The 13,905-nt window shown below is 74.0% G+C and carries 15 protein-coding genes; 5 read left to right on the top strand and 10 right to left on the bottom strand.

All coding sequences use genetic code 11. The features are described 5' to 3' along the window. Positions 1 to 62 precede the first annotated feature (62 nt). Entirely contained in the window at positions 63 to 1,229 is a 1,167-nt protein-coding gene (locus O7611_RS26550; protein WP_194801922.1) for a homogentisate 1,2-dioxygenase, read from the top strand. 55 nt (positions 1,230 to 1,284) lie between these two features. On the opposite strand, the gene O7611_RS26555 is transcribed toward O7611_RS26550, so the two are convergent. The 3 genes from O7611_RS26555 to O7611_RS26565 are packed head-to-tail and all read right to left on the bottom strand — an operon-like array spanning position 1,285 to position 4,781. Next, positions 1,285 to 2,325 (bottom strand): NAD(P)-dependent alcohol dehydrogenase, encoded by a 1,041-nt coding sequence (locus tag O7611_RS26555; RefSeq protein WP_194801923.1) that lies wholly within the window; start codon positions 2,323 to 2,325, stop codon positions 1,285 to 1,287. 45 nt (positions 2,326 to 2,370) lie between these two features. After that, positions 2,371 to 3,378, bottom strand: coding sequence for a tetratricopeptide repeat protein (locus O7611_RS26560; protein WP_269697759.1), 1,008 nt, complete (start codon positions 3,376 to 3,378; stop codon positions 2,371 to 2,373). A gap of 50 nt (positions 3,379 to 3,428) precedes the next feature. Next, the gene (locus tag O7611_RS26565; protein ID WP_194801925.1) at positions 3,429 to 4,781 is read right to left on the bottom strand and encodes a BTAD domain-containing putative transcriptional regulator; all 1,353 of its coding nucleotides are present in this window, start codon (positions 4,779 to 4,781) and stop codon (positions 3,429 to 3,431) included. A 174-nt stretch (positions 4,782 to 4,955) separates the two neighbouring features. Here O7611_RS26565 and O7611_RS26570 point away from each other — a divergent pair, with 174 nt between their 5' ends. Further along, a complete protein-coding gene (locus O7611_RS26570) occupies positions 4,956 to 5,486 on the top strand; it encodes a hypothetical protein (protein WP_194801926.1) in 531 nt (176 codons plus the stop codon). A 37-nt stretch (positions 5,487 to 5,523) separates the two neighbouring features. Here O7611_RS26570 and ispF read toward each other — a convergent pair whose 3' ends face one another. The 3 genes from ispF to O7611_RS26585 are packed head-to-tail and all read right to left on the bottom strand — an operon-like array spanning position 5,524 to position 7,291. Next, positions 5,524 to 6,006: a 2-C-methyl-D-erythritol 2,4-cyclodiphosphate synthase gene (gene ispF, locus O7611_RS26575; protein ID WP_228532487.1), complete on the bottom strand. Its 483-nt coding sequence runs from the start codon at positions 6,004 to 6,006 to the stop codon at positions 5,524 to 5,526. A 50-nt stretch (positions 6,007 to 6,056) separates the two neighbouring features. Further along, positions 6,057 to 6,752: a 2-C-methyl-D-erythritol 4-phosphate cytidylyltransferase gene (ispD, locus tag O7611_RS26580; protein WP_269697760.1), complete on the bottom strand. Its 696-nt coding sequence runs from the start codon at positions 6,750 to 6,752 to the stop codon at positions 6,057 to 6,059. A gap of 53 nt (positions 6,753 to 6,805) precedes the next feature. Then, positions 6,806 to 7,291, bottom strand: coding sequence for a CarD family transcriptional regulator (locus tag O7611_RS26585; RefSeq protein ID WP_007073334.1), 486 nt, complete (start codon positions 7,289 to 7,291; stop codon positions 6,806 to 6,808). Positions 7,292 to 7,619: 328 nt separating this feature from the next. Here O7611_RS26585 and O7611_RS26590 point away from each other — a divergent pair, with 328 nt between their 5' ends. Continuing rightward, a complete protein-coding gene (locus O7611_RS26590; protein WP_269697761.1) occupies positions 7,620 to 8,315 on the top strand; it encodes a hypothetical protein in 696 nt (231 codons plus the stop codon). Between the two features lie 18 nt (positions 8,316 to 8,333). Here O7611_RS26590 and O7611_RS26595 read toward each other — a convergent pair whose 3' ends face one another. The 4 genes from O7611_RS26595 to O7611_RS26610 form a co-directional block, all read right to left on the bottom strand. Further along, on the bottom strand, positions 8,334 to 8,936 hold the full coding sequence (locus tag O7611_RS26595) for a hypothetical protein (RefSeq protein WP_269697762.1): 603 nt from the start codon (positions 8,934 to 8,936) through the stop codon (positions 8,334 to 8,336). 39 nt (positions 8,937 to 8,975) lie between these two features. Further along, entirely contained in the window at positions 8,976 to 10,037 is a 1,062-nt protein-coding gene (locus O7611_RS26600) for a type III polyketide synthase (RefSeq protein WP_269697763.1), read from the bottom strand. A 91-nt stretch (positions 10,038 to 10,128) separates the two neighbouring features. Next, a complete protein-coding gene (locus O7611_RS26605; protein WP_194801931.1) occupies positions 10,129 to 11,295 on the bottom strand; it encodes an acyl-CoA dehydrogenase family protein in 1,167 nt (388 codons plus the stop codon). Between the two features lie 41 nt (positions 11,296 to 11,336). Continuing rightward, positions 11,337 to 12,095, bottom strand: a complete 759-nt coding sequence (locus O7611_RS26610; protein WP_194801932.1) for a methyltransferase domain-containing protein — start codon at positions 12,093 to 12,095, stop codon at positions 11,337 to 11,339. A gap of 45 nt (positions 12,096 to 12,140) precedes the next feature. Between O7611_RS26610 and O7611_RS26615 the strand changes: the two genes are divergently transcribed. Further along, positions 12,141 to 12,971, top strand: a complete 831-nt coding sequence (locus O7611_RS26615) for a UbiA family prenyltransferase (protein ID WP_269697764.1) — start codon at positions 12,141 to 12,143, stop codon at positions 12,969 to 12,971. A 141-nt stretch (positions 12,972 to 13,112) separates the two neighbouring features. Next, positions 13,113 to 13,859: a hypothetical protein gene (locus O7611_RS26620; protein ID WP_194801934.1), complete on the top strand. Its 747-nt coding sequence runs from the start codon at positions 13,113 to 13,115 to the stop codon at positions 13,857 to 13,859. The last annotated feature ends 46 nt before the right edge of the window (positions 13,860 to 13,905 follow it).

Genomic DNA, 13,905 nt, shown 5'->3' on the forward strand with positions numbered 1-13,905 from the left:
GGACAACAGCGTCCGATTATCGGACGCCCTCGGCCGGAGAACGGGACATATCGGGAGGCGAGATGCCGTACTACCGCAGGGTCGGCGACGTGCCGCGCAAGCGCCACACCCAGTTCCGCCAGCCCGACGGCACGCTTTACGCGGAGGAACTGGTCGGCCAGGAGGGCTTCTCCTCCGACTCGTCGCTGCTCTACCACCGGCACGCGCCGACCGCGATCCTCGCCGCGCAGGAGTACGCCCCGCCCACAGTCACCCGCGTGCCGAACCTGCCGCTCAAGCCGCGTCACCTGCGCACGCACAAGCTCGACGGCACCGGTGCGGACCCGGTGCTCGGCCGGCAGTACCTGCTCGCCAACGACGACGTACGCATCGCCTACGTGCTAGCCGACCGGCCGTCGCCGCTGTTCCGCGACGCCACCGGCGACCACTGCCTCTACCTGGAGGCCGGGTCGATGCGTGTGGAGTCGCCGTTCGGCGTGCTCGACGCGGTCGCCGGCGACTACGTCGTCATCCCCACCTCGACCATCCACCGCCTCGTGCCCACCGGCGACGAACCGACCCGGCTGCTCGCCGTCGAGGCGTCCGGCCACATCGGGCCGCCCAAGCGCTACCTCTCCGTACGCGGCCAGTTCCTGGAGCACGCGCCCTACTGCGAGCGCGACGTCCGGGGACCGGACACCCCGCTGCTGGTCGACGGCGAGGAGGTCGAGGTGCTGGTGCGGCACCGTCGCGGTTGGACGAGGTACGTCTACGCCAACCACCCGTTCGACGTGGTGGGCTGGGACGGGCACATGTACCCGTGGGCGTTCTCCATCCACGACTTCGAACCGATCACCGGGCGGATCCACCAGCCGCCGCCGGTGCACCAGACGTTCCAGGGCCCGAACTTCGTCATCTGCTCGTTCGTGCCGCGCAAGGTGGACTACCACCCGGCCGCCATCCCGGTGCCGTACAACCACCACAACGTCGACTCCGACGAAATGCTGTTCTACACCGGCGGCAACTACGAGGCCCGGCGCGGCTCCGGCATCGAGCAGGGCTCGATCTCGCTGCACCCGTCCGGCTTCACGCACGGCCCCCAGCCGGGTGCCGCCGAGCGGTCGATCGGTGCGGAGTTCTTCGACGAGCTGGCGGTCATGGTGGACACGTTCCGCCCACTGGACCTCTGCGACGCGGCCGCCGCCTGCGAGGACGACGGCTACGCCTGGACCTGGGCGCGCAAGTCCTGACGTACGCGAGAAGGGGCCGCGCCCGGCACGGACGCGGCCCCTCCGCACGCGGTCGTCAGAACGTGGACGCGTCGATGACGAAGCGGTAGCGGACGTCGGAGGCGAGCACCCGCTCGTACGCCTCATTGATCTTCTCGGCACCGATCACCTCGATCTCGGCGCCCAGCCCGTGCTCGGCGCAGAAGTCGAGCATCTCCTGGGTCTCCGCGATGCCGCCGATGTTCGACCCGGCGAACGACCGCCGGGCCGGGATCAGCGAGAACGCGTGCACCGACAGCGAATCCTCGGGCGCGCCCACGTTGACGAGCGTCCCGTCCACCGCGAGCAGCCGCAGGTACGCGTCCATGTCGAGCGTCGCGCTCACCGTGTTGATGATCAGGTCGAACGAGCCGGCCAGCTCGGTGAACGTGTCCTCGTCCGAGGTCGCGTAGTAGTGGTCGGCGCCGAGCCGCAGCCCGTCCTCCCGTTTCTTCAGCGACTGCGACAGCACAGTCACCTCGGCGCCCATCGCGTGCGCCAGCTTGACGGCCATGTGGCCGAGACCGCCCATGCCGATCACCGCGACCCGGCGGCCCGGCCCGGCGTTCCAGTGCCGCAGCGGCGAGTACGTGGTGATGCCGGCGCAGAGCAGCGGCGCGGCCGCGTCCAACTCGATGCCGTCCGGGATGCGCAGCACGAAGTCCTCGGTGACCACGATGGCCTGCGAGTAGCCGCCCTGGGTCGGCTCGCCGTCCCGCCCCACCCCGCCGTACGTGCCGGTGCTGCCGTTGAGGCAGTACTGCTCCAGCCCCTTGCGGCAGTTGTCGCACTCCCGGCAGGAGTCGACCAGGCAGCCGACGCCGACCCGATCGCCGACGGCGAACCTGGTGACCGCGGAGCCGACCTCACGCACCACGCCCGCGATCTCGTGACCCACCACGATCGGGTAGCGGGTCGGGCCCCACTCGCTGCGCGCGGTGTGGATGTCGGAGTGGCAGATGCCGGAGAACTTGATGTCGATGAGAACGTCGTCCGGTCCGAGATCGCGCCGCTCGATGGTGGTCGGGGCGAGCGGTTCGGTCGCGGACGTCGCCGCATAGGCGTTGACGGTGAGCACTGGTTCCCGCTTCCTTCAGCCGGTGTTTCCGGTCCTCCTACCCGCTCACCGGCGAGCGAACGCGGTGAATCCGGCCACCACCGACGCGGTGATCGCCCCGACCAGCGGCAACGGGCCGCCGACCAGCGCGTACACGAGCAGCAGCACCACCGCGGCGGCGGCCGCGTAGACCGGCACGACCAGGCCGCGTGACATCGCCTCCCGCAGGCCGGGCCGCCACGTCGCCGGGCGACGCAGCAGCACTGCCGTCCCGGCCACCGCCAGCACCGCGAACAGCCGGGACGCGCCGGTCGAGGCCGGGGCCAGCGCGGCGACCAGCACGCTCGCGAGCAGCGACCAGCCGGCCACGGACAGCAGGAGCCGCCGGATGCCGTCGTCCACCGTCCGCGCCGGGTCGGGACGTGCCACCGGCAGGTCCGCCAGCGCGGTCAGGTGTTCCAGCGTCTCGGCGTACCGGCGGCGTTCCAGCCGGGCCACGCCCACGTCCTGCCCCGCGTCACCCAGCTCCGGGTCCAGCCGCAGCGCCTCCCGGTAGGCCCGCTCGGCCAGGTCGAACAGCTGCAGCCGCACCGCGACCAGGCCGAGCACCAGGTGCGCCTCCGGCTCGTCGTGGGCCAGCTCCACCCCGCGCCACGCCGCGTCCAGCGCCGCCTGCCCGTTGCGCGACGCGGAGAGGATGGCGGCGGCACTGCGCTGCGCGTACGCGTCGCCCGGCGCACGCGCCAGGATCTCGTCGGCGGTGGCCGCGGCGGGCTTCCAGTGTTCGAGGTCGAGGAGGGCGAACCCGCGCGCCACGAGCGCCGGCACCGCCTCGGGACCGGCGGTCGCCTCCTCGACGGCGGTCTCGGTGGCGGCGAGCGCCTCGGCCGGGCGGTCGGCGGCCAGGTGCATCCGGGCCAGCATGGTCAACGCGGGCAGGTGCCCGGGCTCGTCCGCGAGCAGCGCGGCGAGTTCGCCGATCCCCTCGTCGTAGCGCCCCAGCTCGGCGAGCAGGTGGGCGCGTTGCAGGTAGCCGTCGGCGGCGGACTGGTCGGGAGCGGCGTCACTCGGCATCCCGGCGAGCGTATCCGCCCGGCCCCACCGCGCGCCGAGGGTGCCCCGCGTCAGGCACTCCGGCAGGACGCGCCCGCCCGGCCGCCGCACGTCCCCAGGCTGCACCACCGGCGCAGCCCGCTCTCGTCCAGGAACAGCCACCCGCACCGCCGGTCCGGGCAGACCCGCACCGTGAACCGGGCCGGATCGGCGAGCAGTTGCGCGCCGCTGAACGCGGCGGCGTGCACCGGCAGCCGCAGCCCGGCCGCCAGGTCCGGCCACCACCTGCCGCGTCCGTCGGCCTCGCGCCGGAAGACGAGCGTACGAGCGGCGGCCTCGGCGGCCCGCGCGACCGTCTCGAAGGCCGGTCCGTCGTCCGGGTCGACCAGGCTGGCGTAGAGCGCCGCGCGGAGCGTACGGGCCTCGTCGAGCACCGCCTCCGCCGCTGGCGGGTCACGGCGCGCGAGGTGCAGCAGGCGGTTCGTCGAAACCTCGTCCACCAGCCCGACATGGCCGGCCCAGACGGCAAGGGTGCGGTAGCCGCGCAGCCACTCGGCGCCGGGCAACGGAGGCTCGTGTCCCCACCCGGCGAGGGTGTTGCAGAAGTCCAGGGCCGGGTGGCCGCCCACGCTCCACGGCAGGCTCTCGTCGTTCACCCGGATCTCGTGCATCGGCCGGTCGACCCGGTCCAGGCGGTCGTCGCCCGCGAGCACCCGCCGCTGCACCTCGCGGAGCCGGAGCCCCGGCTCGACGCCGAAGTCGGCCGCGAGCAGGTCCCGGGTGGCGCGGTAGAGGCGCAGCGCGTCGGCCCGCCGGGCACCCCGGTACAGGGCGGTCATCAGGACTGCCACGAGGTGTTCCCGCGTAGGGTGTTCGGCGGCCAGCGGCATCAGTTCGGCGATCGCCCGCGTGTGCCGGCCCAGCGCGAGCTGCGCCTCGGCCCGTAGCTCCACGGCCACCAGCCGTAGCTCCTCGACAGTGCCGTGCAGCCGGTGCCGCAGCTCGTCGTCCGCCGCGTCGGCGAGCAACGGCCCGCGCCAGAGGGCCAGCGCCCGGTCGAGCGACCGCACCCGCTCGGCGGGATCGGCGGCTCTCCCGGCCCTCCGGACCAGTTCGGCGAACTCGTCGACGTCGACCCGGTGCCCGTCCTCCTCCACCGCGTAGCCCTCGCCCCGGGTGCTGATCCGCACCCCGTACGGATGGAGCGAGCCCCGCAGCCGCCCGATGTACGTCTGCACCGCACTGCGCGCCGTGGCCGGCGGCCGGCCGTTCCAGAGCAGGTCGATGAGGCGGTCGGTAGGCACCACCCGGCCCACGTCGAGCAGCAGCACCCCGAGCAGGCAACGCTCCTGGCGCCGGCTGCCGACCTCGACCGGCCGGCCGTCGTGGCGGGCCTCGAACGGCCCGAGCAGGCGGAACTCCATACCGAACAGGACGATCCGGCCCGAGCCGGGGGTTGTCGCCCGGCGGTGATCGCGTGGTGAGGAGCTCGGCCGGCCGGGTCCGCCCGCTCGACGGCTGCGGCTCGACGCGGTGAGCCGGTGGTGATCCGGCCCGGTGATGCTCGCCGTCCGGACCAGCGACGAATGGAGTGCAACATGCGGTTCAGGATGAGTATCGCGGTGGCGAGCGTCGTGGCGGCGGTTGTCGCGGGCCTGCCCGGCTCGGCGTCCGCCGCGCCGGAGCGGCATCCCGCCCCGGGTGCCTGGGAACCGGCACCCCAGGAGCCGTTCGAGATGCCGGCGGGCGCGCGGTGCGAGTTCGCGGTACGGGTCGAGCCGATCGTGGACGAGGTTCGGAAGCTGACGATCGAGACCTATCCGGACGGCGCACCGAAGCGGGAGTTGTTCACCGGCGCCCTGATCAACCGGGTGACGAACCTGGAGACCGGTGCCACCTCGACGGCGGACGCGAGCGGCACCGCCCTCGTCGTCTACCGCACCGACGGCTCGATGACCTGGTACGTGACCGGGCCGGTGCTGCTCGGTTTCCGGGAGAACGCCGGCACGCTGCCGAAGGGGCTGTGGATCGTCGACGGCCGGTTCCGGGTGGAGTTCTCCCCCACCTACGACAAGACCATCACGATGCTCCACGGCACTACTCACAACGTCTGCACCGACGTCGACTGATCGGGTGACGCGGTGACCGGCGTCCCCGGTCACCGCGTCAGTCGGCCGGAGCCTCGTAGACCAGAGCCACCGCGATCCCGGCGAGCCCCTCCCCGCGCCCGGTGAAGCCCAGCCCGTCTGTGGTGGCCGCGGAGACGGTCACCGGCGCGCCGACCGCCCCGGAGAGCACCCGCTGCGCCTCCTCCCGGCGCGGCCCGATCTTGGGACGGTTGCCGACGACCTGCACCGACACGTTGCCGATCTGGAAGCCCGCCGCCCGTACCCGGCGTGCGCTCTCGGTCAGCAGCGCCACCCCGGAGGCACCGGCCCACTCCGGCTGGTCCACGCCGAAGTTCGCGCCCAGGTCGCCGAGCCCGGCGGCGGAGAGCAGGGCGTTGCAGGCCGCGTGCGCCGCCACGTCGGCGTCGGAGTGCCCGGCCAGGCCGTCCTGGTCCGGCCAGTGCAGGCCCGCGACCCAGCAGGGCCGCCCGGCTGCGAACGCGTGCACGTCGGTGCCGACAGCCACCCGAGGAACGATCATGACCAGAGGGTACGCGCCGCAGATCCCAGGAGCCGGGTGGACGACGGCCGTCAGGCGCCTGTGGTCAGGAGGTGCTCGGCCAGAGCCATGTCGAACGGGCGGGTGATCTTCAGGGCCAACTCGGAGCCGGGTACGCAGGTCACCGCGATCCCCTGCTTCTCGACCAGGCCGGCGTCGTCGGTCAGCGCGTCACCCGCCGACCGGTGGGCCGCGATCAGCACCGACCGGCGGAAGCCCTGCGGCGTCTGCACCGCCCGCAACGCGGACCTGTCGACGGTGCCGAGCACCCGCTCGGCCGCGTCGACCTCCTTGATCGTGTCGACCACCGGCAGTACCGGGATCACCGCGTCGTGCCCGTCGCGGACCGCCGCGGCCACCGACTCGACCAGGTGGGGCGGGGTGAGCGCGCGGGCCGCGTCGTGCACGAGGACGATCTCCGGACCGGCGGGAACCGCTGCGAGGGCCGCCGCAACCGACTCCTGGCGTTCGGCGCCACCGGGCACCACAGTCACCGGGGCCACGGGGGCGAGCATCGCGCGTACCGCCTCGACCTCGGTCGCCGGCGCGGCCACCACGATCGTGTGCACCGAGGGCGCGGCGGCGATCCGGCGGACCGCGTGCACGAGCAGCGGCTCACCCGCGAGCAGCCGGAGTGCCTTCGGGGCGCCGGGTCCGAGGCGTACCCCGGCACCTGCCGCAGGAACGAGGACCGCGACGTCACCGCGCGGATTGAGCTGCGCGGTCACGTCGCGGTCCTCGGATTCGTTCGCTGCGGGGTGGGTAGAGGCAGAGGCGTGGATCAGGCCTCGGTCAGCACCTTGTCGAGCAGCGTCTCGGCCTCGTCCTTGGTGCTCTTCTCCGCCAGCGCGACCTCGCCGACGAGGATGTCACGAGCCTTGGCGAGCATCCGCTTCTCGCCCGCCGACAGGCCCCGCTCCCGCTCCCGGCGCCACAGGTCGCGGACGACCTCGGCCACCTTCAGCGGGTTTCCGGAGGCCAGCTTCTCCAGATTCGCCTTGTAACGCCGCGACCAGTTGGTCGGCTCCTCGGTGTGTGGTGCACGGAGCACGTCGAAGACCTTGCCCAGGCCCTCTTCGCCGACCACCTCGCGCACACCCACGATCTCGGCGTTCTCGGCGGGAACCCGGACCGTCAGGTCACCCTGTGCGACCCTCAGGACGAGGTATTGCTTGGGCTCGCCCTTGATGACCCGAGTCTCGATTGCCTCGATGAGTGCGGCCCCGTGGTGGGGGTAAACAACGGTCTCGCCGACACTGAAAACCATAGGTTCGAAACCCCTTTCGCTGTGTCTAGGGTAACACGCTCAGGCACCGATGTCTCACCGCTGTCCTGACCGTTGGCGCAGCTCAGGGGCCCTGTGAGAGGTATTTCTTCAGCTTGACAGGCGGTCAAACCGATGGTTTCGACACGCTCCGTGAGGAACACGTGACAACCCGGTACGGGGTGACGGGAGCGTCCAGATCTAGGGCAATGCGCTCCTTCCATGGTAGCTCCGCAACTCCGTCCGCGCCCAGGTGTGGCGTTACGGCGGTCGGTGCGGGACGCTGGTGAGGGACGTGACGTCCGCTCACCGAGACGTTCCTGGGGGTCCGATGGGCGTGCCTGACGCTGACGGCCAGGGGCCGCCGGACGGGCTGCCCGGCCTGCCTCCGGAGTGGGGCCGGGTGGTCGTCCCGGACGACGCCTCGGCGCTCGCCGACGAGGCCCGGCAGGTCCGCCGGGAGTTGCGCCGCGCGCGGCAGGGCTCCGGCCGGCGTACCGTTCCGGCCCGCCTCGGGCTACCGGTGCTGATCCTGCTCGTGTCGGTGCTCGTCACACTCGCCGGGCTGGCCGCCGTCACCTGGCCGCGTACCACCACGCGGTCCGGCGCGCCGACGGTGCTCCCCCGCTCCACCACCGCGCCGCAACCGGTCGGCCCGCTGCCCGCGCTGGACCTGGTCGGCGCCGACGACACACCGGTACCGCTGCGCAGCCTGCTGCCCGCCATGATCATCCTGGTCGACGCCTGCGCCTGCGCCGAGCAGGTCGGCACCGCGGCGCGCGCCGCGCCGCCCGGCGTCACGGTGGTCACCGTGACCGAGGGCCGCAGCGCCGGACCCGCGAGCGTCCCCGGGGTACGCCCGCTCGGCGACCCGGCCGGCGGCCTGCGCTCCTACGTGCACCTGTCCGCCCATCCCGGCACCGCCGCCGCGCTGCTCGTGGACCGGCAGGGCTCGCTGGTCCGGGTGGTGCCGGAGCTGGGCCCGCTGTCGGACTACGGCGCCGACCTGGCCCGGCTGGGCAACTGAGGGCCGGCGCGACAGCGGTCAGTAGAGCGCTTCGAGCCGGGCGTCCAGTTCGGCGCGGCCGCGTACGCCGCTGAACCGCACCAGCACCGGCGCGCCGGTGCCGCCCAGCAACGGCAGTTCCAGTCGCCCGCCGCACCGGAGCACCCGCTGCGCGTCGCCGGTCCCCGCGCCGGACAGCTGCACGGCGACCGCCCCGTCCCCGGAGCAGCTCACCGACAGGCGGTAGTCGTCGCCCCGCGAGGGATTCACCTGCCGGACGACGGGCGGCCCGTCCGGCGTCAGGTCGGACGTCTCCCGCCACACCACGTGCGACACCTGGAGCACACGCGAGGTGCCGTCGTCCTCGACCCGGATCACCACCGACCGGTCCGGCGCCGTGGCCGGCCCACGGAGTGCCAGGGGCGTCGGATCGCGCCCCGGTCGTGCCGGCCAGGCATCGCCTGTCGAGGGGTCGACCCGCCAGGTGCGGGCGACGGGTTCGGCGCTCGCCGGCGGCACCGGCACGGCCGTGGCCACGCCCGGCTCCGGTGCCGCCGCCCGCCACCAGGCCGCGCCGGCCGTCAACGCCAGAACGGTCAGGACGGTCAGCGGTACCCGTCCGTCCCGCTCATCGGAGGCCATGACGGCAGCGTATCCGCGCGGCCCGGGCGGGGCGAGCCGTCAGCCCACCCGTTCCAGCAGCACCGCGTAGAGCGTCAGGCCCGGTCCGAACGCGAGCATCACCACCCAGCGCGGCGGCGCCGGCGCCGTACGCCACAGCCGGTCCAGGATCAGCAGCACGGTCGGGGACGAGCAGTTGCCGTGCTCGGCGAGCGTGCCCCGGGAGGCGGCGAGGCCGTCCGGCGGCAGGGCCAGCTCACGCTCCACCACGTTGAGGATCCGCGGCCCGCCCGGATGCACCGCCCAGCCGTCCACGTCGGAGCGCTCGCACCCGTGCCGCGCCAGCAGCTCGTCGATCAGCGTCCGCACGTGCCGCGACAGCACCTGCGGCACCTTCGGCGACAACCCCATCCGGAAACCGGTGTCGGTGACGTCCCAGGTCATGTGGTCGGCGGTGGAGGTGTCGGTGACCGAGGTGACCTCGCGCAGCGCGTACCCCCGGCCGCCGGGGACGACCACGGCGGCGACCGCGGCGTCCGAGAACAGCGCGTGGGAGACGATCTGCTGGGTGTCCACGCGGGCGCCCGGCGGCTGGATGTGCAGGCTGGTCAGCTCCGCGCAGAGCAGCAGCGCGGGCCGCCCGCGGGCGGTGACGAAGTCGCTCGCCGCGCCCAGCCCGGGCAGGGCCGCGTAGCAGCCCATGTGCCCCACGAACATGCGCTGGGCGCTCGGGGACATGCCCAGGTCCCGGGCGAGCAGGATGTCCAGCCCCGGGGTCGCGTACCCGGTGCAGGAGCAGACGATGAACAGCCCGATGTCGGAGGCGTCCAGGCCGGCGGCGGTGAGTGCCCGGCTGACCGCCTCCTTGCCGAGCGGCAGCGCCTCGACCTGGTAGCGGCGCATCCGGCGCTCGGTCGGCCACTCCGAGACGTCCTCCAGCAGCGGGTTGACCGCCGCCTGCCGCCGGCTGACGCCCGAGTTCGCGAAGATCCGCTCGGCCAGCGCCCTGGTGTTCCCCTGGAAGTGCTTCGCGAAGAAGCCCGTCCACAGTTCGTCCTGCATCGCGGCCGGCGGTTGCGCCGTACCCAGACCCGCGATCACCGGTGTGCCCACGTCCCCCACCCCTCCCTCATCTCTCGCACCGACTCCTGGTCACCCGGCAGCCTTTCGTTCGCGACTGCGGGGCTCGCAAAACCGGCTCGCTCCTCGCGCTTCACCAACGAGGGAGCGCGCTGTCCCGGTCCGGGTCGCCGCCCAGCGCGGCGATGCCGAGCCAGTCGGCGCACACGTCGGACGTGGCCGGATGCAGCGAGCCGCAGCGGGCGTCCCGGTAGAGCCGTTCCAGCGGATGCCCGCGCCGGGTCGCCGACGTACCGGCCGCCTCCAGCATGGAGGCCGCGACGTCGGCGGCGGTGGTGCCGGCGAGCAGCTTGGCCCGCCACACCCAGCGGTTCGTCTCGGCGTCGCCGGGCGCCTCGTCGACCCGGCGGGCCGCCTCGGCGACCACCAGTTCGGCGGCGGCGGTGGCCGCGTCGGCCCGGCCCAGGCGGGCCCGCACCGCGGGCAGCCCGGCGAGGTTGCGGGCGTTGAGGTGCTCGGCCGCGGCGTCGATGGCGGCCCGGGCCACGCCGACGTAGACCGCCGCATAGCTCGCCACCAGCCAGTGCGGCATGAGCTGGGCGACGACCAGGGCCAGCCCTTCGACGCCGCCGAGCAGCCGGTCGGCCGGGACCGTCACGTCCAGGTGCACGTCGTGCGAGGAGGTGGCCCGCATGCCGAGCGAATCCCAGGTGGGCTCGACGGTGATCCCGTCCCCCGCCGGGACCAGGAACTGCGACACCACCGACTGGTCGGCGGCGCTGCGGGCAGCCACCAGGTAACCGTCCGGGTGCCCGGCGCCGGAGCAGAACGTCTTGCTGCCCTTGATGTGCCAGCCGCCGTCGACCGGCTCGTAGACGGTGCTGAGCTGCGACAACCGGGCACCGGCGCCGCGTTCGCTCATCGCGACCGCGTACCAGGCGCCGTCCGCAGCCGCGCGCAGCAGCCGGTCCCGCGCCGCCAGGGCCTCGTCCGGTACGCCGAGCGCCTCGGCCAGTTCCTCGGTGACCGCGCCCAGCGCCCCGGTGACCGAGGCGTGCATGTTGAACACCAGCGCGGTGGCGCCGTTGCCCCGGGCCAGTTCGGTGGCGACGGCGGCGTACTCGGCGAAGCTCGCGCCCGTACCGCCCAGCTCGGGGGGCACCATCAGGCCGAACAGCCCGGCCGCCCGCAGGTCCGCGAAGTCGTCCACGGGGAACGAGCCGTCGCGGTCGTGCTCGGCCGCGCGGGCGGCCAGTCGCGGCGCCAACCGGCGGGCCGCCTCCAGCGCGTGCACAGTCATGTCGCCCCCTTCTCGGCGTCCTTTACCCCGGGCCGCCCCGGCTACCCGCCCCGGCGCCCCCAGCCCTGGTACAGCACCGCTGTCGACCGGGTCGGCACGATGCGCGGTTCGGTCCGGCCCGGACGGTCGGCGCCGCCGCGCATGCGGCGCAGCAGCCAGGCCAGCGTGCCGCCCAGCTGCGGGCGGACCCCGCGCACCGTCAGCGACACGCCGTGCCGGGCGCACTCGGCGACCAGCGCGCGGGCGTCGACGAACAACCGCGGATCGTGGATGCCGCGCGGCACCGTGGGCAGCCGTTCGCCCAGTTCCACAGCGACGAGCCGGGCCAGCAGCGTGTCGTTGAGCGTGTCCAGCACCAGCAGGCCACCAGGGCGCAGCAGCCGGCACGCCTCGGCGACGGCCCGCCGCCAGTCCGGTACGTGTTCCAGCAGCTCACCGGCGGAGACCACAGCCGCGCAGCCGTCGGCCAGCGGCACCGCCGTGGCGTCGGCCTGGACCACAGTCACACCGTGCGCGGCGGCCTGGTCGAGCGCGGAGCGGGTCAGGTCCACCCCGACGTGGCGGTAGCCCTTGCCGGCCAGGTGCGGCGCCAGCAGCCCGGCGCCGCAACCCAGGTCGACGAGCAGGTCGTCCGGCGTGGACGCCGCCGGTACCAGCGCCGCCCGGGCCCGGGCCAGCCAGTGCAGCATCGCGAACGCGCCGTCCGGCCGCCACCACTCGCCGGCCAGGTCGTCGTACTGCCGGGGGTCGTTCGGCGGCAGCACCCGGTACGGAGTGGACACCGGCGACGCGTCGGGCATGCGTCGAGCGTGGCACGACTGCCCGGTAACGACCAGACTTCCCTTATGTCGACACGGGTGTTAGGGCTGGTCAGGGCGAGCCATCCGGAACCCGCGGCGGCGGTCACAGTGGTCGCCGCGCTGCTCGCCGCCGGTGCCGGGCACTCCGCGTCGGGCGTCGCCGCGGTGGCGTTGACGGTGCTGGCCAGCCAGCTCGCCGTCGGGTGGAGCAACGACCTGATCGACGCCGAGCGGGACGCGGCGGTGGGGCGTACCGACAAACCGGTGACCACCGGCGAGGTCGCCCGGCCGGCGCTGGCCCGGGCCACCGCGGTGGCCGCCGTCGCCGTGCCGGTGCTGGCGCTGGCCGGCGGCCCGGCCGCGGCGGCCTGCGCGACGCTGGGCCTGGTCTCCGCGCTGCTCTACAACCGGCCGCTGAAGTCGACGCCGGTGTCGGTGCTGCCCTACGCGGTCTCGTTCGGCGCGCTGCCCGCGTTCGTGGTGCTGGCGCTGCCCGGCTCGCCGGCGCCCCCGGCCTGGCTGGTGGCCGCCGCCGCGCTGCTCGGTGCCGGGGCGCACTTCGCCAACGTGCTGCCCGACCTGGCCGACGACGCCCGGACCGGGGTGCGCGGCCTGCCGCACCGGCTCGGGCCGGTGGGCAGCCGGCTGGCCGCCGCCGGGCTGCTGCTCGCGGCCACCGTCGCGCTGGTCCTCGGCCCGCCCGGACCGCCGTCGTGGGCCGGCCTGTCGGCCGTCGCCGCCGCCGTCGCCGTGCCGGCCGTCGGCTGGTACGCGGGACGCGCGACCGCCGGACGCTCGGCGACCGCCTTCCGGGCGGTGCTGGTGGTGGCGCTGATCGATGTGGTGCTGCTGGTGACGAGCGGCCGGGTGGTCTGAGCAGTCCCTCCCGAGGTGGTATTGCCGGGTCCGCGTGCGGGCCTCGATCAGCTCCAACTACCCTGGAGCGCGGTCTGCGCGGGTATGGCCACCCCGTGCCCGGGGGTCGACCGGGCGGGGATCGTGACGAGGAGGACCGACGTGACGCGCTCGATCAGGGGTTCCCGGGGGCCGGCCCTGCTGCTGGCCGGCACGGCGGCGGCGAGCCTGCTGCTGTCCGGGTGCGGCGCCGGGCAGATTTCCGAGACCGCCAACAAGATCCCGTCGGTACAGGGCGTCAACGTCCAGACCTCCGACAACCTCTACAAGGTGCGCGGGCTCTACGTGCAGTTCCCGGGCCCGAAGGGCTACGAGGCCGGGTCGAACGCGCCGGTCAACGTGGTGATCTACAACGACAGCGAGAAGCCGGTGACCGTGACGGTCACCACCGACAGCGCCCGGGAGATCGTGCTCACCGGTTCCGGCGCGGGCGAGAGCGGCGCGGCCACCCCGACCGGTTCGCCCACCGAGCCGGCCACCGCCTCGCCGACCGCCACCGACCCGAGCGCGTCGCCGAGCCAGTCGCTGGAGGTGACCGGGTCGCCGTCGGCCAGCCCGTCGCCGAGCGAGAGCGAGTCCGCGCCCGCCGGCCAGCCGGCCCGGATCGAGATCCCGGCGCTCAGCTACGCCCAGCTCAACGCCGGCAACCCGCGGTTCCTCCAGCTCGTCGGCCTGAACGAGAAGCTGCTCGTCGGCCAGCAGGTCAACCTGACCTTCGACTTCGGCAACGGCAAGGTCGTCACGACCCCGGCACCGATCGGCATCCCGCTGACCCCGGAGGCCACGCCGTCGAAGATCGTGGAGCCGCGGCACGTCGGTGAGGACAGCGGCGTCGAGGGCGGCCACTGACCGCGTCCCCTCTGTCGTCGGCACCGCCGTCGTGGCCAGCGCCACG

Origin of the sequence: Micromonospora sp. WMMC273, from assembly GCF_027460285.1 — a bacterium.
GTDB lineage: Bacteria > Actinomycetota > Actinomycetes > Mycobacteriales > Micromonosporaceae > Micromonospora > Micromonospora aurantiaca.